Below are 22,720 nucleotides of genomic sequence, written 5' to 3' on the forward strand. Positions count from 1 at the left end.
ATGTTGAACGATTCCCAGGATTTCGCTGCCGAAACCGACGACGCCTCCGAGGCCGGCGGAACCCAGGGAACCGAGCGCGAACCCCAAGGCACCGACAGCGCCGGGGCCGCGGCCGACGGCGACGGTGACACCCGTGCCGGGGCCGACGCTGAGACCGGCGATGACGGCGCGAGCGGCGGCACCGACGGGCCCGACGGATGGCGCGAGCGACTGGCCGGGCTGACCGAGACCGAACAGCACACCACGCTGCTCGACTGGGTCTCCTCCCTCGTCACCGCCTCCCTCCGCGACGCCGCACCCACCGCCCTGGACCCGCAACGCTCCTTCCTCGACCTCGGCTTCGACTCGCTCGCCGCCGTCGACCTGCACGCCCGGCTCGTCGCCGGCACCGGCCTGCGCCTGCCGGTCACCCTGGCCTTCGACCACCCCACCCCCGCCCACCTCGCCCGCCGGATCCACGCCCTGCTCCTGGGCCTGACCGCCCCCGCCGAGGCACCCGTCACCGCCGCCATCAGCAGCGACGAACCCATCGCCATCGTCGGCATCGGCTGCCGTTTCCCCGGCGACGTCCATTCCCCCGAAGCGCTCTGGGAACTCGTCGCGAACGGCACCGACGCCATCTCCGAATTCCCCACCGGGCGCGGCTGGAACCTCGACTCGCTTTACGACCCCGACCCCGACCGCGCCGGCACCACGTACGCGCGCGAAGGCGGATTCCTCCACGACGCCGACGAATTCGACGCCGCATTCTTCGGAATATCCCCGCGCGAAGCCCTCGCCATGGACCCCCAGCAGCGCCTCCTCCTGGAAACCTCCTGGGAGGCCTTCGACCGGGCCGGCATCGACCCCTCCGGACTCCGCGGCGGCCAGATCGGCGTATTCGTCGGTGCCGAGACCCAGGAATACGGCCCCCGGCTTGAGGACGCCGCCGACGGGTTCGAGGGCTACCTCGTCACCGGCAACGCAGCGAGTGTCGCCTCCGGCCGCATCGCCTACACCTTCGGCTTCGAAGGCCCCACGGTCACCGTCGACACCGCCTGCTCCTCCTCGCTCGCCGCCCTGCACCTCGCCGTCCAGGCCCTGCGCAGCGGCGAGTGCTCCCTCGCGCTCGCCGGCGGCGTCGCGATCATGGCCAGCCCCGGCTCGTTCGTCTCCTTCAGCCGCCAGCGCGGCCTCGCCCCCGACGGCCGCTGCAAGCCCTTCGCGGCGGGCGCCGACGGCACCGCCTGGGGCGAAGGCGCCGGCATGCTGCTGGTGGAACGCCTCTCCGACGCACGCGCGGCCGGCCACCACATCCTCGCCGTCGTCCGCGGCACCGCCATCAACCAGGACGGCGCCAGCAACGGCCTCACCGCGCCCAGCGGCCCCGCCCAGCAGCGCGTCATCCGCCAGGCCCTCGCCAACGCCGGCCTGACCTCCGCCGACGTCGACGCCGTCGAGGCGCACGGCACCGGCACTACCCTCGGCGACCCCATCGAGGCACAGGCCCTGCTCGCCACCTACGGCCAGGACCGCCCCGCGGAGCGGCCGCTGTGGCTCGGCTCCCTCAAGTCCAACATCGGCCACACCCAGGCCGCCGCCGGTGTCGCCGGCGTCATCAAGATGGTCATGGCGATGCGCCACGGCGTGCTCCCGCAGACCCTGCACGTGGACGCGCCGACCCCGCACGTCGACTGGGAAGCCGGAGCGGTCTCGCTCCTCACCGAGCCCGTCGCATGGCCGACCGCGGACGCCCCGCGCCGCGCCGGCGTCTCCTCGTTCGGCATGAGCGGCACCAACGCCCACGCCATCATCGAGGAACCGCCCACCGAGGACGCCGCCCAGCACGCCGAGGACCAGCCCCCGGCCCAGGAAGCCCCCGCCACGGACGAACCGGAAGCCGCGGCCGACCAGCTGCCGCTGCCGCTGCTGCCCTGGGCCCTGTCCGCCAAGACCCCCGAAGCCCTGCGCGCCACCGCCCGACGCCTCGGCGACTGGCTCGACACCCACCCCGACGCCACCCCCGTCGACATCGGCCACTCCCTCGCCACCACCCGCAGCCGCTTCGAACACCGCGCCGTCGTCCTCGGCGACGACCGCACCGCCCTCCAGCGCGGCCTGCACGCCCTCGCCGACGCCGCCGACACACCCGCCGTCATCCACGGCGAGCCCGCGGCCGGCCGCCCCGCCGTCCTGTTCACCGGCCAGGGCAGCCAGCGCCTGGCCATGGGCCGCGAACTGTACGAGACCTACCCGGTGTTCGCCGACGCCCTCGACGACGCCTCCTGGTACCTGGACGAGCAGCTCGAACACCCCCTGCTCGACGTCCTGTTCGCCGACGAGGACACCCCCGAGGCCGCCCTCCTCCACCAGACCGCCTACACCCAGCCCGCACTGTTCGCGGTCGAGGTGGCCCTGTACCGGCTCGTCGAATCCTGGGGCCTGCGCCCCGCGTTCGTGGCCGGCCACTCCGTCGGCGAGATCGCCGCCGCCCACGTGGCGGGCGTCTTCACCCTGGAAGACGCCTGCGCGCTCGTCGCCGCCCGGGGCCGCCTGATGCAGGCCCTCCCCACCGGCGGCGTGATGATCGCCGTACAGGCCTCGGAGGACGAGGTCCTGCCGCTGCTCACCGACCGCGTCAGCATCGCGGCCATCAACGGCCCGCAGTCGGTGGTCGTCGCGGGCGACGAGGACGCAGCGCTCGCCGTAGCCGAGGCCTTCGAGGCACAGGGCCGCAAGACCAAGCGGCTCACCGTCAGCCACGCCTTCCACTCGCCGCACATGGACGCCATGCTCGACGCGTTCCGCCGCGTGGCACAGGTCCTGGACTACGGCACGCCCACCCTCCCCGTCGTCTCCCTCCTCACCGGCACCACCGCCACCGCCGCCGAGCTCGCCAGCCCCGAACACTGGGTCCGGCACGTACGCGAAGCCGTCCGGTTCCTCGACGGCGTCCGCACCCTCCGCGCGCGCGGCGCCGACTCCTTCCTCGAACTCGGCCCCGACCCGGTCCTCACGGCCATGGCCCAGGACTGCCTCGTCACCGACCCGCAGGACACCACCAACCCCGTCTTCGCCGCCGCGCTCCGCTCCGGCCGCCCCGAGACCACCACCCTGCTCGACGCCGTCGCCCGCATGTTCGTCCGCGGCGCCGAGACCGACTGGGCCGCCTACTTCGCCGGTACCGGTGCCCGATCCGTCGAGCTGCCGACGTACGCCTTCCAGCGGCAGCGCTACTGGATGAACGCCCGCACCCCCGCCACCGAGCCGGCCACCTCGCCCGCGCACCGGACCGACCCGGCCGACAACGCGTTCTGGGACGCGGTCGAGCACCAGGACGTGGCCGCGCTCGCCGCCGCGCTCGAACTGGACGCGGACGGCGAACAGCCCCTGAGCGAGGTCGTCCCGGCCCTGTCGGCATGGCGCCGCCGGGTCCGGACCCAGTCCGAGGTGGACGGCTGGCGCTACCGGGCGTCGTGGAAGCCGCTGACGGACGCCGCCGCTGGTGGCGTGCGGCTGTCGGGGTCGTGGCTGGTGGTGGTGGCGTCCGAGGGCGTGGATGACACGGCTGTGGTGGCTGCGCTGGCCGGTCGTGGTGCGGAGGTCCGGCGGGTCGTTGTCGAGGCCGGTGCTGACTATGCCGGTCTGTTCTCCGATGCGGGTTCTGTGGCCGGTGTGGTGTCGCTGCTCGCGCTGGATGAGGCTGCGGGTGTTGTCTCGACGGCTTCTCTGGTGCAGGCGTTGGGTGCGGCTGGGGTGGAGGCGCCGCTGTGGTGCCTGACCCGTGGTGCGGTGAGCGTGGGTCGTTCGGACCGTCTGGTGTCTGCGGTTCAGGCTCAGACGTGGGGTCTGGGGCGGGTTGCCGCTCTGGAGCTGCCGGAGCGTTGGGGTGGTCTGGTTGACCTGCCCGAGGTGTGGGACGAGCGGGCCATGGCCCGTCTGGTGGGTGTCCTGGCCGGTTCTGGTGAGGACCAGGTCGCGGTGCGGTCGTCCGGTGTCTTCGGGCGTCGTCTCGTTCGGGCTGCGGATGGTGGCGCGGAGTCGTGGACGCCGTCCGGGACGGTCCTGATCACCGGTGGCACGGGTGCCCTGGGTGGTCGGGTCGCGCGTTGGCTGGCCGGTGCGGGCGTGGAGCGTCTGGTGCTGACCAGCCGTCGGGGTCTGGACGCTCCGGGCGCTGCTGAGCTGGTGGCGGAGCTGGGCGTCGATGTGTCGGTGGTGGCCTGTGACGCCTCCGACCGGGATGCCCTGCGCGCGCTCCTGGAGGCTGAGGCCGAGACGCTGACCGCTGTTGTCCACACCGCTGGTGTGCTGGATGACGGTGTGCTGGATGCTCTGACGCCGGAGCGCTTCGAGAGCGTGCTGCGGGCGAAGGCGACGTCGGCACTGAACCTGCACGAGCTGACCGTCGAGCTGGGTATCGAGCTCTCCGCGTTCGTGCTGTTCTCCTCGATGAGCGGCTCGATCGGTGCGGCCGGTCAGGGTAACTACGCTGCTGCGAACGCCTATTTGGATGCGCTGGCCGAGCAGCGGCGTGCTGCCGGGCTGGCCGCGACCTCGATCGCGTGGGGTCCGTGGGCCGAGGGCGGTATGGCCGCCGATGAGGCGATGGACGCGCGGATGCGGCGCGAGGGTGTGCCGCCGATGGCCCCCGATTCCGCGATCGCCGCGCTGGCGCAGGCCGTCGGCGCCGGCGAAGCCGCCCTGACCGTCGCGGACATCGCCTGGGACCGTTTCTCGTCGGTCGTGGCAGCGGTGCGCCCCAACCCGTCGGTGGCCGACTTCGCCACCGCCGCTTCGCAGGGCTCCGCCTCGGTCACCGGCCAGGGGACCGTGGTCACCGGCACGGACGTCGCGGGCGCCGCCTTCGCGAAGCTCGCAGAGCTGCCGCGCGCCGAACAGGACCGGGAGCTGCTCGGCCTGGTCCGTACGCACGTAGCCGCTGTCCTGGGGCATGACGGCGCGGACGCCGTCGGCGCCGAACGCGCCTTCAAGGAGCTCGGCTTCGACTCCCTGACCGCCGTCGACCTGCGCAATCGCCTGGGCGCGGCCACCGCGCTGCGGCTCCCGGCCACCCTCGTGTACGACTACCCGACCTCGTCGGCCCTCGCGGAGTACCTGCGAGGCGAACTGATGGGCAACGCGCCCAAGGCGGACGCTCCCCAGCACGTCGCCGCCGCCACCGACGACGATCCCATCGCGATCGTCGCGATGAGCTGCCGCTTCCCCGGCGGGGTCCGCACTCCCGAGGACCTCTGGCGCCTGCTCGCGCAGGGTACGGACGCGGTCGCCGACTTCCCCGCGGACCGCGGCTGGGACCTGGACCGCCTCTACGACGCCAACCCGGAGCAGCCGGGCACCTCGTACACGCGCGAGGGCGGCTTCCTCTACGACGCCGCCGAGTTCGACGCCGGCTTCTTCGGGATCTCGCCGCGCGAGGCCCTCGCGATGGACCCGCAGCAGCGGCTGCTCCTGGAGACCTCGTGGGAGGCCTTCGAGCGGGCCGGCATCGACCCCGCCCTGCTGAAGGGCAGCCAGGCCGGCGTGTTCGTCGGCACCAACGGCCAGGACTACCTCACCCTCGTCGCGGGTGAGGCCGACGGCCTCGAAGGCCACGTCGGCACCGGCAACGCGGCGAGCGTCGTCTCCGGCCGCCTCTCCTACGTGTTCGGCCTCGAAGGCCCGGCCATCACGGTCGACACGGCCTGCTCGTCGTCGCTCGTCGCCCTGCACCTGGCCGTGCAGGCGCTGCGGCAGGGCGAGTGCTCCATGGCGCTCGCCGGTGGTGTGACCGTGATGTCCACCCCTGATGCCTTCATCGACTTCAGTCGTCAGCGGGGGCTGGCGGAGGACGGCCGGATCAAGGCGTTCGCCGCGGGTGCCGATGGCACGGGCTGGGGTGAGGGTGTCGGCATGCTGCTCGTGGAGCGGCTGTCGGACGCGCAGCGCAACGGGCACCCGGTGCTCGCGGTGGTGCGGGGTTCGGCGATCAACCAGGACGGTGCGAGCAATGGTCTGACGGCGCCGAACGGTCCGTCGCAGCAGCGGGTGATCCGCCAGGCGCTGGCGAGTGCCGGTCTGTCGGCGGCGGATGTCGATGCCGTCGAGGCGCACGGTACGGGTACTCGTCTCGGTGACCCGATCGAGGCGCAGGCGCTGCTGGCGACGTACGGCCAGGAGCGGTCGGCCGATCAGCCGCTGCTGCTCGGTTCGGTCAAGTCCAACATCGGTCACACCCAGGCCGCTGCCGGTGTGGCGGGCATCATCAAGATGGTCATGGCGATGCGCCACGGTGTGCTGCCCCGGACCCTGCACGTGGATGCGCCTACCCCGCACGTCGACTGGTCGGCAGGTGAGGTCGAGCTGCTGACCGAGCAGCGCGACTGGCCCGAGACCGGCCGTCCGCGCCGGGCGGGTGTCTCGTCGTTCGGTCTGAGCGGTACCAACGCCCACACGATCATCGAGCAGGCGCCGGACGCGGACGAGGCGCCGACGGCACCCGCCGAGGGCACCGCGACTGCGGCTCTGCCGTTCGCCGTCACGGGCAAGAACCCCGCCGGACTGCGTGCCCAGGCGCAGCAGCTCGTCTCCTGGCTGGCCGAGAACCCGCAGGCTGCTCCCGCTGACATCGCCTACTCGCTTGCGGCCGGACGGTCCACGTTCGAGACGCGGGCTGTCGTGGTCGCGGACGCGGCGGACCGTGATGCGCTGATGGCGGGCCTGCGGGCCCTGGCCGCCGGCGAGCACGCGACCGGGCTCCTGCGGGGCACGGCATCGGGTGGCGGACTCGCGTTCCTGTTCACGGGCCAGGGGAGCCAGCGGCTCGGGATGGGCCGTGAGCTCTACGACACGTACCCGGTGTTCGCGGACGCGCTGGACGCGGTCTGCGCGCGGATGGACGCCCACCTCGAACTGCCGCTCACCGACGTGCTGTTCGGGTCGGATGCGGCTGTGCTGGACCGTACGGAGTACACGCAGCCGGCGCTGTTCGCGGTTGAGGTGGCGCTGTTCCGGCTGGCCGAGTCGTGGGGTGTGAAGCCGGACTTCCTGTCGGGGCATTCGATCGGTGAGATCGCGGCTGCGCACGTCGCCGGGGTGTTCTCGCTGGAGGACGCGTGTGCGCTGGTCGCGGCGCGTGGTCGTCTGATGCAGGCGCTGCCCGAGGGCGGTGTGATGATCGCGGTGCAGGCGTCTGAGGACGAGGTTCTGCCGCTGCTGACGGAGCGCGTGAGCATCGCGGCCGTCAACGGTCCGCGTTCGGTGGTCGTGGCCGGTGACGAGGATGCGGCTCTTGCCGTTGCGGAGGCGTTCCCGGACCGCAAGTCCAAGCGGCTGACCGTGAGCCATGCGTTCCACTCGCCGCACATGGACGGGATGCTGGAGGACTTCCGCCGGGTGGTGGAGGGGCTGTCCTTCGGGGCTCCCACGATCCCGGTCGTCTCCAACCTGACCGGTGCCCTGATCGCTGACGAGATGGGTTCGGCTGAGTTCTGGGTCCGGCACGTCCGTGAAGCGGTTCGCTTCCTTGACGGCGTCCGCGCTCTGGAGGGCGCCGGGGTCACGTCGTTCGTGGAGCTGGGTCCGGACGGTGTGCTGTCGGCGCTGGCTCAGGACTGCCTGACCGGTGAAACGGATGTTGCGTTCGTGCCGGTGCTTCGAGCTGGTCGTGGTGAGGCGGAGACGCTGGTCACGGCCGTGGCGCAGGCGCATGCGCGTGGTGTGGAGGTGGACTGGTCCGCCTTCTTCGCCGGTACCGGTGCCCGATCCGTCGAGCTGCCGACGTACGCCTTCCAGCGGCAGCGCTACTGGCCGGAGACGGTCCTGTCGAACGGTGCTGTTGTCGCGGCGCCGACGGTCGACGCGGTCGATGCCCGCTTCTGGGACGCGGTGGAGCGCGGCGACCTCGCGTCTCTGGTGGCTGAACTGTCGGTGTCCGATGACGCGAGCTTCGGTGAGCTCGTCCCGGCGCTTTCGGCGTGGCGTCGGCAGAACCAGGAGCAGGCGCAGGTCGACGGCTGGCGTTACCGGGTCTCGTGGAAGCCGCTGGCGGGGCCGGCGGCCTCCGCCGGGGTGCTGGGTGGCGAGTGGGTTGCCGTCGTGCCCAGCGCGAGCGAGGACGATGCCCTGGTTGCTGGTGTGCTGGGCGCGCTGACCGGGCGCGGCGCTGAGGTGCGTCGGGTGGTTGTCGAGCCCGGTGCGGATCGTGTTGCTCTGGCCGAGCAGCTTTCCGGCTTTGGTTCCGTCTCTGGTGTGGTGTCGCTGCTCGCGCTGGATGAGGCTGCGGGTGTTGTCGCGACGGCTTCTCTGGTGCAGGCGCTGGGCGATGCCGGGGTCGTGGCTCCGCTGTGGTGCCTGACCCGTGGTGCGGTGAGTGTGGGCCGTTCGGACCGTCTGGTGTCTGCGGTTCAGGCCCAGGTGTGGGGTCTGGGTCGGGTTGCCGCTCTGGAGCTGCCGGAGCGTTGGGGCGGTCTGGTTGACCTGCCTGAGGTGTGGGACGAGCGGGCGATGGCCCGTCTGGTGGGTGTGCTGGCCGGGTCTGGTGAGGACCAGGTCGCGGTGCGGTCGTCCGGTGTCTTCGGGCGTCGTCTCGTTCGGGCTGCGGATGGTGGCGCGGAGTCGTGGACGCCGTCCGGGACGGTTCTGATCACCGGTGGTACGGGTGCTCTCGGTGGCCGGGTGGCGCGTTGGCTGGCTGGTGCGGGTGTGGAGCGTCTGGTGCTGACCAGCCGTCGGGGGCTGGATGCTCCGGGGGCTGCTGCGCTGGTGGCGGAGCTGGGCGTGGATGTGTCGGTGGTGGCGTGTGACGCCGCTGACCGGGATGCCCTGCGTGCGCTGCTGGAGGCTGAGGCCGAGACGCTGACCGCTGTTGTCCACACCGCTGGTGTGCTGGATGACGGTGTGCTGGATGCTCTGACGCCGGAGCGCTTCGAGAGCGTGCTGCGGGCCAAGGCGACGTCGGCGCTGAACCTGCACGAGCTGACCGTCGAGCTGGGTATCGAGCTCTCCGCGTTCGTGCTGTTCTCCTCGATGAGTGGCTCGATCGGTGCCGCTGGGCAGGCGAACTACGCCGCCGCGAACGCCTATTTGGATGCTCTGGCCGAGCAGCGGCGTGCTGCCGGGCTGGCCGCGACCTCGATCGCGTGGGGTCCCTGGGCCGAGGGCGGCATGGCCGCCGACGGTGCGCTGGACGCCCGGATGCGCCGGGACGGCGTGCCGCCCATGGACGCGCAGCCGGCGATACGTGCTTTCCGGCAGGCCGTTGGGGCAGCTGACGCCTCCCTCACGGTGGCCGACGTGGAATGGGAGCGGTACCTGTCCGGCCACACGGCCGTACGCCGCAGTGAACTGTTCAGCGAGCTGACCGAGGTACGCGCGGCTCGCGCCGGGACTGACGCCCGTACCCAGACCGCCGCGCACACGGACGGGGCGGTCACCCTCGCCGGGCGGCTCGCCGCGCTCGCCCCCGCCGAACAGACGCGGGAGCTGCTCGGCCTGGTCCGTACGCACGTGGCGGCAGTCCTCGGGCATGACGGCGCGGACGCCGTCGGCGCCGAACGCGCCTTCAAGGAGCTCGGCTTCGACTCGCTGACGGCTGTCGAGCTGCGCAACCGCCTGGGTGCGGCGACCGAGCTGCGGCTGCCCGTCACGCTCATCTACGACTACCCGACGTCCGCCGCGCTGGCCGACCACCTCCGCGAGGAGCTCGTCGGCAGCATCCCCGTCTCCGGCGCCCTGCTTCCCGTCGCTGCGGCCGTCGACGGCGACCCCATCGCGATCGTGGCGATGAGCTGCCGCTTCCCCGGCGGTATCGCGTCCCCCGAAGATCTGTGGCAACTGCTCGCGCAGGGTACGGACGCGGTCGCCGACTTCCCGGCGGACCGCGGATGGAACCTCGACCGCCTTTACAGCCCCGACCCGGACCAGCCGGGGACCTCGTACACCCGCCAGGGTGGTTTCGTCGCCGGAGCGGCCGAGTTCGACGCCGATTTCTTCGGGATCTCGCCGCGTGAGGCCCTCGCGATGGACCCGCAGCAGCGGCTGCTGCTGGAGACCTCGTGGGAGGCCTTCGAGCGGGCGGGCATCGATCCGTCGTCGCTGCGCGGCAGCCGGGCAGGTGTGTTCGTCGGCACCAACGGCCAGGACTACCTCTCGCTCGTCGCCCGCGAACAGGACGGCCTGGAAGGCCACGTCGGCACGGGCAACGCAGGCAGCGTCATGTCCGGCCGCGTCTCGTACGTGTTCGGCCTCGAAGGCCCCGCCGTGACGGTGGACACCGCCTGCTCCTCCTCGCTGGTCGCCCTGCACTGGGCGATCCAGGCCCTGCGACAGGGCGAGTGCTCGCTCGCCCTGGCCGGCGGCGTGACCGTCATGTCGACGCCCGAGAACTTCATCGACTTCAGTCGTCAGCGTGGGCTGGCGGAGGACGGCCGGATCAAGGCGTTCGCCGCGGGTGCCGATGGCACGGGCTGGGGTGAGGGTGTCGGCATGCTGCTCGTGGAGCGGCTGTCGGACGCCCAGCGCAACGGGCACCCGGTGCTGGCTGTGGTGCGGGGTTCGGCGATCAATCAGGACGGTGCGAGCAATGGCCTGACGGCGCCGAACGGGCCTTCGCAGCAGCGGGTGATCCGCCAGGCGCTGGCGAGCGCCGGTCTGTCGGCCGCCGAGGTGGACGCCGTCGAGGCGCACGGTACGGGTACTCGTCTCGGGGACCCGATCGAGGCGCAGGCGCTGCTGGCGACGTACGGCCAAGAGCGGTCGGCCGATCAGCCGCTGCTGCTCGGTTCGGTCAAGTCCAACATCGGTCACACCCAGGCCGCTGCCGGTGTGGCGGGCATCATCAAGATGGTCATGGCCATGCAGCACGGGGTGCTGCCGCAGACCCTGCACGTGGATGCGCCGACCCCGCACGTGGACTGGTCGGCGGGCGAGGTCGAGCTGCTGACCGAGCAGCGCGACTGGCCGGAGACCGGGCGTCCGCGCCGGGCCGGCATCTCCTCGTTCGGTATCAGCGGTACCAACGCCCACACCATCATCGAGCAGGCCCCGGACACCGAGCAGTCGGCGCCCGCCGACGCCCAGCCGGCCGTGCGACCGGCCCGTGTCCTCCCGTACCTCCTCTCCGGCAAGACCAAGGAAGCCGTACGGGCGCAGGCGGCCTCCCTCACCGCGCACTTGGACGCGGCCGAAGGCGCCGACGGCGGCGTGGACGCGGAGGACCTGGCCTACTCCCTCGCCACGAGCCGCGCACACCTCGACCAGCGCGCGGCCCTCGTCCTGTCCGTCGCAGACGGCCAGGACCTGCGGGAGACCCTGGCGCGCCTCGCCGCCGGTGAGTCCGTGGCCGGCATCACCACGGGAACGGCCGGTGACGCACGTACCGCCTTCCTGTTCACGGGCCAGGGCAGCCAGCGGCTCGGGATGGGCCGTGAGCTCTACGACGCCCACCCGGTCTTCGCCGATGCGCTGGACGCGGTCTGCGCACAGCTGGACGCGGTGCTCGACAGGCCGCTGAAGGAGGTGCTGTTCGGGTCGGACGCGAGCCTGCTGGACGAGACGCGGTACACGCAGCCCGCGCTGTTCGCGGTCGAGGTGGCGTTGTTCCGGCTCGTGGAGAGCTGGGGTGTGCGGGCGGACTTCCTGTCCGGTCACTCCATCGGTGAGATCGCCGCCGCGCACGTCGCCGGGGTGTTCTCGCTGGAGGACGCGTGTGCGCTGGTCGCGGCGCGTGGTCGTCTGATGCAGGCGCTGCCGACCGGTGGGGTCATGATCGCGGTGCAGGCGTCGGAGGACGAGGTCCTGCCGCTGCTGAACGACCGGGTGAGCATCGCCGCGGTCAACGGTCCGCGTTCGGTGGTCGTCGCCGGTGACGAGGACGCGGCGCTCGCTGTCGCGGAGGCGTTCCCGGACCGCAAGTCCAAGCGCCTCACCGTGAGTCATGCGTTCCACTCGCCGCACATGGACGGCATGTTGGAGGACTTCCGTCAGGTGGTGGCGGGGCTGTCGTTCGAGGCCCCGCGCATTCCGGTCGTGTCCAACCTGACCGGCGGCCTCGTCACGGATGAGATGGGTTCGGCCGAGTTCTGGGTGCGGCACGTCCGCGAGGCGGTCCGCTTCCTCGACGGTGTGCGCGCTCTGGAAGCCGCGGGCGTGACGGCGTACGTCGAGCTCGGTCCCGACGGGGTGCTGTCCGCCCTCGCCCAGGACTGCCTGACCGACACCATCCACACCACCTTCGCCCCCGCCCTCCGCGCCGGCCGCCCCGAGGCGGAGACCCTCGTGACGGCCCTCGCCCGGGCGCACGCTCACGGTGTCGAGGTGGACTGGTCGGCGTACTTCGCGGGTAGTGGTGCGCGGCGTGTTGATCTGCCGACGTATGCGTTCCAGCGGCAGCGGTTCTGGCCGAGTGCGGCGTTGTTCGCCGCTGGGGACCCGGAAGCGATCGGGTTCGGTGATGCCGGGCATCCGCTGCTGAGTGCGGCGGTGGCGCTCGCCGATTCCGAAGGCGTGCTCCTCGCCGGCCGGCTGTCGGTGGAGACCCACCCGTGGCTCGTGGACCACACGATCCTCGGCAGCGCTCTGCTGCCGGGTACGGCCTTTGTGGAGCTGGCGATTCGTGCCGGTGACGAGGTCGGGTGCGATGTGGTGGAGGAGCTGACGCTTGAGGCGCCGCTCGTTCTGCCCGAGCGGGGCGGTGTGCAGCTCCAGCTCGTCGTCGAGGCCCCCACGGAGCCCGGCCGTCGGCCGTTCAGCGTGTACTCCCGTCGCCGCGATGCCCTCGCCGAGGAGTCCTGGACCCGGCACGGGTCCGGTGTGCTGGCTGCCGGCGCCCGGCCGGAGGCCGCGCTCGCCTTCGCCGACCTCGCTGCCTGGCCGCCCGCCGGCGCCGTGCCCGTCGACATCGACGGGCTGTACACGGACCTGGCGCAGGCCGGTGTCTCCTACGGGCCGCTGTTCCAGGGGCTGAAGGCCGCCTGGCGGCGCGATGGCGAACTGTTCACCGAGGTGGTGCTCCCGGAGGACGGGCGCGGCGACGCCGCCCGGTTCGGGCTGCACCCGGCGCTCCTGGACGCGGGTCTGCACGCGATCGGCCACGGAGACCCCGCCGAGCAGGCGGCCACCGGTGCGCTGCTGCCCTTCTCCTGGGCCGGCGTCTCCCTCTACGCGGCGGGCGCCTCTTCGCTGCGCATGCGTCTCACCCCGAATTCCGCGGGTGACCCCCACACCCTGGCCCTGCTGGTCACGGACGAGACCGGCCGCCCCGTCGCAGCCGTCGAATCGCTCACCCTGCGCCCGGCCTCGGCCGACCAGGTCAGCGCCGCCGGTGCCGGTCACCTGGAGTCGCTGTTCCGCGTGGAGTGGGCTCCCGCCCCTGTGGCCACGGCTCCCGCCGGTCTCCGGTGGGGTGTGCTGGGCCGGGACGAGATCGGACTGGCAGGCAGCACGGGCGCCCAGGTGACCGAGTACGCGGACGCGGCGGCGCTCGGTGCGGCGCTCGCGGCCGGTGAGCCGGCATTCGATGCCGTGTTCGTCGTCCCGTCCGCTCCCGTGCCGGGAGCCGATGTCGTCGGCTCGGTTCACACGGCGGTGAATGACGCTCTGGCAGTGGTCCAGGAGTGGCTGGCTGACGAGCGGTTCGCTGCGACTCGTCTGGTGTGGCTGACGTCCGGTGCGGTGGCCGTTGGTTCCGGCGAGGGTGTCCGGGATCTTGCGGGCAGCGCGGTGCGTGGTCTGCTGCGTTCGGCGCAGTCGGAGAACCCCGGGCAGCTGCTCATGCTGGATGTCGACGAGGCGTCGCTGGGCGCGGTTCCTGCCGCGTTGGCGGCGGGTGAGTTCGAGCTGGCGATCCGTAGCGGTGTGGTGTGTGTGCCGCGTCTGGTGCGCGTGCCGTCTGCGGAGAGCACCGGCGACTCCCCGGTCGTACTCGGTGACCCGTCCGGGACCGTGCTCGTGACCGGTGCGACGGGTGGTCTGGGCCGTCTGTTCGCCCGGCACCTGGTGAGCGCCTACGGCGCCGAGCGGCTGCTGCTGGTCAGCCGTCGGGGTCCTGCCGCAGACGGCGCCGACGAGCTGATCGCGGAGCTGGCCCGACTGGGCGCTCACGCGGACCTCGTGGCCTGCGACATCGCGGACAGGGGCGAGCTGGCCGCGCTGTTGGCGTCGGTCCCGGCCGAGCACCCGTTGACCGCTGTCGTTCACACGGCGGGCGTCCTGGACGACGGTGTCCTGTCGTCGCTGACGCCGGAGCGGGTGGCCTCGGTGCTGCGGCCGAAGGTGGACGCCGCGTGGAACCTGCACGAGCTGACGCGGGATCTGGATCTGTCGGCGTTCGTGTTGTTCTCGGGTGCGGCTGCCGCCTTCGGTGCGGCGGGGCAGGCCAACTATGCCGCCGCGAACGCGTTCCTGGAGGCGCTCGCCGAGCAGCGTCGGGCTGAGGGTCTGGCTGCTGTTTCGCTGGCCTGGGGCCTGTGGGCTCCGCAGGCGGGCAGCAGCGGTGAGGGCATGGCCGCACGGCTCGACGAGGTAGACCTGCGGCGCATCGCGCGGGACGGTGTGGGTGCGCTGGGCGCGGAGGAGGGCCTTGGGCTCTTCGACACCGCCATGACGGTGGACTCGGCCGTACTGATGCCGATCCACCTCGACCTGGCCGTACTGCGCGCACAGGCGGTCTCGGCGGGCGTGACTCCGGCCCTGTTGAAGGGTCTGGTCCGGGTGCCGGCGCGCCGGACGCTGGAGCGGCGGACCGGCGGCGGCGCGGACGGCGGATCGCCCCTGGTGGCGCGCTTGCTGGCGCTGCCGGTCGCGGAGCACGAGGGTGTGCTGCTGGATCTGGTCTGTGGACGTGTGGCTGCCGTGCTGGGCCACACCGGCGCCGACGCGGTCGATGCCGAGCGGGCCTTCCGGGACCTCGGCTTCGACTCCCTCACCGCCGTCGAACTGCGCAACGTACTGAAGACCGAGACCGGCCTCCGGCTGTCCCCGACGCTGGTCTTCGACTACCCGACGCCCGTCGCACTGGCCCGGCACCTGCTGGCCGAGCTCGCCGTGACCGGGGGCCTCGAAGCCCAGGGCGGTGTACGGGTGCCCGTCCGGGCCGCCGTGGACGTCACGGACGATCCGATCGTGATCGTCGGCATGGGCTGCCGCTACCCCGGCGGCGTCCGCTCGCCCGAGGAGCTGTGGCAGCTGGTGGCCACGGGTGGCGACGGCGTCACCACCTTCCCGTCCGATCGCGGCTGGAACGTCGAGGCCCTGTACCACCCGGATCCCGACCACGTGGGTACCTCCTACACGCGTGAGGGCGGCTTCCTTCACGACGTCGCCGACTTCGACCCGGCGTTCTTCGGTATCTCGCCGCGCGAGGCCCTCGCGATGGACCCGCAGCAGCGGCTGCTGCTGGAGACCTCGTGGGAGGCCTTCGAGCGGGCCGGCATCGACCCGGCCACGCTGCGCGGCAGCCGGACCGGAGTCTTCGCCGGCGTCATGTACCACGACTACGTCACGGGCTTCGGCCTCGGGGACGGCGCCGGCAGCGGCGACGCACTGCCCGAAGGCGTCGAGGGGTACCTCGGCACCGGAAACGCCGGCAGCATCGCCTCCGGCCGGATCGCCTACACCTTCGGCCTCGAAGGCCCTGCGGTGACGGTCGACACGGCATGCTCCTCGTCGCTGGTCGCCCTGCACTGGGCGATCCAGGCGCTGCGGGGCGGCGAGTGCGACATGGCCCTCGCGGGCGGTGTGGCCGTCATGGCCACTCCGGAGACCTTCGTCGACTTCAGCCGCCAGCGCGGGCTCTCCGCCGACGGCCGCTGCAAGTCCTTCGCGGCCGCCGCCGACGGCACGGGCTGGGCCGAAGGCGCGGGCATGCTCCTCGTCGAGCGCCAGTCGGACGCCCTCCGCAACGGCCACCCGATCCTGGCCGTGGTGCGGGGTTCGGCGGTGAACCAGGACGGTGCGAGCAACGGTCTGACCGCGCCGAACGGCCCGTCCCAGCAGCGCGTCATCCGTGAAGCTCTGGCGAGCGCCGGTCTGTCGACCGTGGACGTGGACGCGGTGGAGGCGCACGGTACGGGTACCCGGCTCGGCGACCCCATCGAGGCGCAGGCGCTCCTCGCGACGTACGGCCAGGACCGGCCGGAGGGCCGGCCGCTGCTGCTCGGCTCGATCAAGTCGAACATCGGTCACACCCAGGCCGCGGCCGGTGTCGCGGGCATCATCAAGATGGTCATGGCGATGCGCCACGGTGTGCTTCCGCAGACCCTGCACGTCGACGCGCCGTCGACCCAGGTGGAGTGGGAGGCCGGTGACGTCAGCCTGCTGACGCAGGCGATGGACTGGCCGCAGACCGGGCGTCCGCGCCGGGCCGGCATTTCCTCGTTCGGCATCAGCGGTACCAACGCCCACACCATCATCGAGCAGCCGCCGGTGCTTGAGCGGGCGGAGCCCGAAGCCGCCGCTCTGCTTCCGGCGGTGCCGTGGGTGCTCTCCGCGAAGGGCGAGGACGCCCTGCGGGCGCAGGCGCGCCAGCTTCACTCCCACGTGGCGTCCACCCCGGGTGCGCGTCCGGTCGACATCGCGTGGTCGCTGGCGGCCAACAGGGCCTCCTTCGAGGACCGCGCGGCTGTCGTGGCCGCCGACCGTGAGGGCCTGCTGGCCGGACTGGCCGCGCTGGCGGAAGGCCGCTCGACGGCCACGCTCGTCGGCGGCTCGCCCGTCGCCGGGAAGCTCGCTTTCCTCTTCACCGGTCAGGGCAGCCAGCGGCTCGGCATGGGCCGCGAGCTGTACGAGGCCTACCCGGTGTTCGCCGCCGCGCTCGACGCGGTGTGTGAGCGGCTGGACCTTGAACTGACTCTGAAGGAAATCCTGTTCGGGGACGACCGAGAGGTTCTGGACCGTACGGAGTTCACGCAGCCGGCGCTGTTCGCCGTCGAGGTGGCGCTGTTCCGGCTGCTGGAGTCGTGGGGTGTGCGGGCGGACTTCCTGTCCGGTCACTCCGTGGGCGAGATCGCCGCCGCGCACGTGGCGGGGGTGTTCTCGCTGGAGGACGCGTGTGCGCTGGTCGCGGCGCGTGGTCGTCTGATGCAGGCGCTGCCGTCGGGTGGCGTGATGATCGCGGTGCAGGCGTCGGAGGAGGAGGTTCTGCCGCTGCTGACGGACCGCGTGAGCATCGCGGCGATCAACGGTCCGCGTTCGGTGGTCGTGGCCGGTGACGAGGATGCGGCTCTTGCCGTCGCGGCCGCGTTCCCGGACCGCAAGTCCAAGCGGCTGACCGTGAGCCATGCGTTCCACTCGCCGCACATGGACGGGATGCTGGATGACTTCCGCCGGGTGGTGGAGGGGCTGTCGTTCCAGGCCCCGCGCATTCCGCTCGTGTCGAACCTGACTGGCGCCCTGATCGCTGACGAGATGGGTTCGGCTGAGTTCTGGGTCCGGCATGTCCGTGAAGCGGTTCGCTTCCTTGACGGCGTCCGCGCTCTGGAGGGCGCCGGGGTCACGTCGTTCGTGGAGCTGGGGCCGGACGGTGTGCTGTCGGCGCTGGCTCAGGACTGCCTGACCGGTGACGCGGATGTTGCGTTCGTGCCGGTGCTTCGAGCTGGTCGGGGCGAGGCGGAGACGCTGGTCACGGCCGTGGCGCAGGCGCATGTGCGCGGTGCCGAGGTGGACTGGTCCGCCTTCTTCGCCGGTACGGGTGCGCGATCCGTCGAGCTGCCGACCTACGCCTTCCAGCGGCAGCGCTACTGGCTCCAGCTGACGGGTGCGGTGCGGAGCGGCGCCGGGTATGACGTGGACTCCCGCTTCTGGGACGCGGTGGAGCGCGAGGATGTCGCGTCGCTCGTCGGCACGTTGGCCATGGACGACGAGAACGGCTGGAGCGCGGTGCTGCCGGCCCTGTCGGCGTGGCGTCGTGGCCTGCGGACCCAGTCCGAGGTGGACCGCTGGCGCTACCGCGTTTCTTGGAAGCCGCTGACCGATGCTGCGGCTGCCGGTGTGCGGCTGTCGGGGTCGTGGCTGGTGGTGGTGCCGTCCGAGGGCGTGGATGACACGGCTGTCGTGGATGCACTGGCCGGTCGTGGTGCGGAAGTCCGGCGGGTGGTCGTCGAGGCCGGTGCCGACCGAGCCGGGTTGTTCTCCGATGTCGGTTCTGTCGCCGGTGTGGTGTCGCTGCTCGCGCTGGATGAGGCTGCGGGTGTTGTCGCGACGGCTTCTCTGGTGCAGGCGTTGGGTGCGGCTGGGGTGGAGGCGCCGCTGTGGTGCCTGACCCGTGGTGCGGCGAGCGTGGGTCGTTCTGACCGTCTGGTGTCTGCGGTGCAGGCCCAGACGTGGGGCCTGGGTCGGGTTGCCGCTCTGGAGCTGCCTGAGCGTTGGGGCGGTCTGGTTGACCTGCCCGAGGTGTGGGACGAGCGGGCGATGGCCCGTCTGGTGGGTGTCCTGGCCGGGTCTGGCGAGGACCAGGTCGCGGTACGGTCCTCTGGCGTCTTCGGGCGTCGGCTGGTCCGTGCCACCGCTGGGAACGCGGAGTCGTGGACGCCGTCCGGCACGGTCCTGGTGACCGGTGGCACGGGTGCTCTCGGTGGCCGGGTCGCGCGTTGGCTGGCCGGTGCCGGTGCGGAGCGTCTGGTGCTGACCAGCCGTCGGGGTCTGGATGCTCCGGGCGCTGCCGAGCTGGTGGCCGAGCTGTCCGGGCTGGGTGTGGACGTGTCGGTGGTGGCGTGTGACGCCGCTGACCGGGATGCCCTGCGGGCGCTGCTGGAGGTCGAAGCCGAGGGCCTGACCGCTGTTGTCCACACCGCCGGTGTGCTCGATGACGGTGTGCTGGATGCCCTGACGCCCGAGCGTTTCGAAGGAGTGCTGCGGGCCAAGGCGACGTCCGCTCTCAACCTGCACGAGCTGACGGGCGAACTCGGCATCGAGCTCTCCGCCTTCGTGCTGTTCTCCTCCATGAGCGGTGTGACCGGCGCTGCCGGTCAGGGCAACTATGCCGCCGCGAACGCCTACTTGGACGCCCTGGCCGAGCAGCGTCGTGCTGCCGGGCTGGCGGCGACCTCGCTCGCCTGGGGCCCGTGGGCCGAGGGTGGTATGGCCGCCGATGAGGCGATGGATGCGCGGATGCGGCGTGAGGGGCTGCCGCCCATGGCGCCGGACACGGCGATGGCCGTGCTGCGGCAGAGCGTGGTCCCGTCCTCCGATGCGGCTCTGCTGGTCGCGGACGTGGACTGGGACCGGTTCGGGCCCGCCTTCACCGTGGCACGCCCCAGCACGCTCTTCGCCGAGCTGTCCGAGACCCGGCCCGCCGCTGAAGGTGCCGCAACCGGCACCGGTACGTCGGTCGACCGGTTCGCCGGTCTGGCTGCCGTCGAGCTGGAGCGGGAGTTGCTCGGTCTGGTTCGTACGCACGTGGCCGCTGTCCTCGGGCACGAGGGTGCGGAGACGGTGGGTGCCGAACGGGCCTTCAAGGAGCTCGGCTTCGACTCGCTGACCGCGGTTGAGCTGCGCAACCGGCTCGGGGCCGCCACGGGTGTGAGCCTGCCGGCCACGTTGATCTTCGACTACCCGACCGCCTCCGCGATCACGGCGTTCCTCCGCGACGAACTGCTCGGGACCCAGGCCCGGATCGCCGGACCGGTGTCCACGGCGGTCACGCCCGTGGACGACGACCCCATCGCGATCGTCGCCATGAGCTGCCGCTTCCCCGGTGGCGTCCGCACTCCGGAGGACCTCTGGCAGCTGCTGGCGACGGGCGGAGACGCCATCGGCGAGTTCCCCGTCGACCGCGGCTGGGACCTCGACCGCCTCTACAACCCCGACCCCGATCAGCAGGGCACGTTCTACGCCCGCGAAGGCGGCTTCCTCTACGACGCCGCCGACTTCGACGCCGACTTCTTCGGCATCTCGCCCCGCGAGGCCCTGGCCATGGACCCCCAGCAGCGTCTCCTCCTGGAGACCACCTGGGAGACCTTCGAACGCGCCGGGATCGACCCCGCCGCCGTGCGGGGCAGCCAGGCCGGTGTCTTCATCGGCACCAACGGCCAGGACTACGACGCGACGTTCCACTCCGTACCCGACGGGATCGAAGGCTTCCTCGGTACCGGTAACGCCGCGAGCGTCGTCTCCGGCCGGCTGTCCTACGCCTTCGGTCTCGAAGGTCCGGCGGTCACCGTCGACACCGCTTGCTCGGCTTCGCTGGTCGCCCTGCACTGGGCGATCCAGGCGCTGCGTGGCGGCGAGTGCGACATGGCTCTCGCCGGTGGCGTGACCGTCATGTCGTCGCCGGGTGCGTACATCGACTTCAGCCGTCAGCGCGGGCTGGCGGAGGACGGCCGGATCAAGGCGTTCTCCGCCGATGCGGACGGTACGGGCTGGGGTGAGGGTGTCGGCATGCTGCTCGTCGAGCGGCTGTCGGACGCGCAGCGCAACGGGCACCCGGTGCTGGCTGTCGTGCGAGGCTCGGCGATCAACCAGGACGGTGCGAGCAATGGCCTGACGGCCCCCAACGGGCCCTCGCAGCAGCGGGTGATCCGTGCCGCCCTCGCGAGCGCCGGCCTCTCGGCCGCCGACGTGGACGCGGTCGAGGCCCACGGCACGGGCACGACCCTCGGTGACCCCATCGAGGCGCAGGCACTGCTCGCCACCTACGGCCAGGAGCGCGCCGAGGAGCAGCCCCTGCTGCTCGGGTCGATCAAGTCCAACATCGGTCACACCCAGGCCGCGGCCGGTGTCGCGGGCGTCATCAAGATGGTGCTGGCGATGCAGCACGGAGTGCTGCCGCAGACCCTGCACGTGAACGAGCCCACCCCGCACGTCGACTGGTCGGCGGGCGAGGTCGAGCTGCTGACCGAGCAGCGCGACTGGCCCGAGACCGGGCGTCCGCGCCGGGCCGGTATCTCCTCGTTCGGCTTCAGCGGCACCAACGCGCACACCATCATCGAGCAGGCACCTGACGTCCTCGACGTGGAGCCGTCCGTACAGCCGCAGGAGCGGCCCGGCGGCGTCCTGCCGTGGGTGCTGTCCGCGAAGAACGAGGCAGCCCTTCGAGTGCAGGCCGAGCGCCTGCTGGCGGCCGTGACCTCGGACGAGCTCCTCGAACCCGCCGATGTGGCCTACTCGTTGGCCACCTCCAGGTCCGCCCTGGAGCGCCGCGCCGTCGTGGTCGCGGGGGAGCGGGACGAGTTCCTCGCGGCTCTGCGGGCCCTCGCGGCCGGCGAGCAGACGGCGGGCGTGGCACACGGAACGGCCGCCGTCGGCGGCACGGCGTTCCTGTTCACCGGGCAGGGAAGCCAGCGGCTCGGCATGGGCCGTGAGCTCTACGACGCCCACCCGGTCTTCGCGGACGCGCTCGACGCGATCTGCGCCCGGATGGACGGACACCTCGAACTGCCCCTGAAGGAGATGCTGTTCGGGTCGGATGCCGCTGTTCTGGACCGTACGGAGTACACCCAGCCGGCGTTGTTCGCGGTCGAGGTGGCCCTGTTCCGGCTCGTGGAGAGCTGGGGTGTGAAGCCGGACTTCCTCTCCGGTCACTCCATCGGTGAGATCGCGGCCGCGCATGTCGCCGGGGTGTTCTCGCTCGATGACGCCTGCGCGCTGGTCGCGGCCCGCGGTCGCCTGATGCAGGCGCTGCCGTCCGGTGGCGTGATGATCGCGGTCGAGGCCTCGGAGGACGAGGTCCTCCCGCTGCTGACCGACCGGGTGAGCATCGCGGCCGTCAACGGTCCCCGGTCGGTGGTCATCGCCGGTGACGAGGACGCGGCGGTCGCTCTCGCGGAGTCCTTCGCCGACCGCAAGTCCAAGCGCCTCACCGTCAGCCACGCGTTCCACTCGCCGCACATGGACGGCATGTTGGAGGACTTCCGTCAGGTGGTGGCGGGGCTGTCGTTCGAGGCTCCTCGTATCCCGGTCGTCTCGAACCTGACCGGCGCCCTCGTCTCTGACGAGATGGGTTCGGCCGAGTTCTGGGTGCGGCACGTCCGCGAGGCGGTCCGCTTCCTCGACGGCATCCGCGTCCTGGAAGCCGCGGGCGTGACGGCGTACGTCGAGATCGGTCCCGACGGGGTGCTGTCCGCCCTCGCCCAGGGCTGCCTGGCCGATGAGAACAGCAACGCCCTCTTCATGCCCGCCCTCCGCAAGGGCCGGCCCGAGGCGGAGACCCTCGTCACCACCCTCGGCCAGGCCCATGCCCATGGCGTCGAGGTGGACTGGGCGGCGTACTTCGCTGGTAGTGGTGCGCGGCGTGTTGATCTGCCGACGTATGCGTTCCAGCGGCAGCGGTTCTGGCCGAGTGCGGCGTTGTTCGCCGCTGGGGACCCGGAAGCGATCGGGTTCGGTGATGCCGGGCATCCGCTGCTGAGTGCGGCGGTGGCGCTGGCCGATTCCGAGGGCGTGCTCCTCGCCGGCCGGCTGGCTCTCGACACGCACCCCTGGCTTGCCGATCACATGATCCTCGGCAGTGCTCTGCTGCCGGGTACGGCCTTTGTGGAGCTGGCGATTCGTGCCGGTGACGAGGTCGGTTGCGATGTGGTGGAGGAGCTGACGCTTGAGGCGCCGCTCGTTCTGCCCGAGCGGGGCGGTGTGCAGCTCCAGCTCGTCGTCGAAGCCCCGATGGCGCCCGGCCGTCGGCCGTTCAGCGTGTACTCCCGCCGTCAGGACGCGCTCGCGGAGGAGCCGTGGACGCGTCACGGGTCGGGTGTGCTGGCCGCCGGCGCGCAGCCCGAGGCCTCGCAGGAATTCGGCGAGCTCGCCGAGTGGC

1 protein-coding gene (running past one end of the window) is annotated in these 22,720 nt (G+C 72.0%); it reads left to right on the forward strand.

The features are described 5' to 3' along the window. A protein-coding gene (locus tag IE248_RS22440) for a type I polyketide synthase (protein WP_190031514.1) crosses the window boundary here: on the forward strand, nucleotides 1-22,720 show its 5' portion. It continues 11,705 nt past the right edge of the window; the window shows 22,720 of its 34,425 coding nt (coding positions 1-22,720); it begins with the start codon at nucleotides 1-3; its stop codon lies beyond the right edge, outside the window.

It is taken from the genome of Streptomyces goshikiensis (assembly GCF_014650555.1).
Classification (GTDB): Bacteria; Actinomycetota; Actinomycetes; order Streptomycetales; family Streptomycetaceae; genus Streptomyces; species Streptomyces goshikiensis.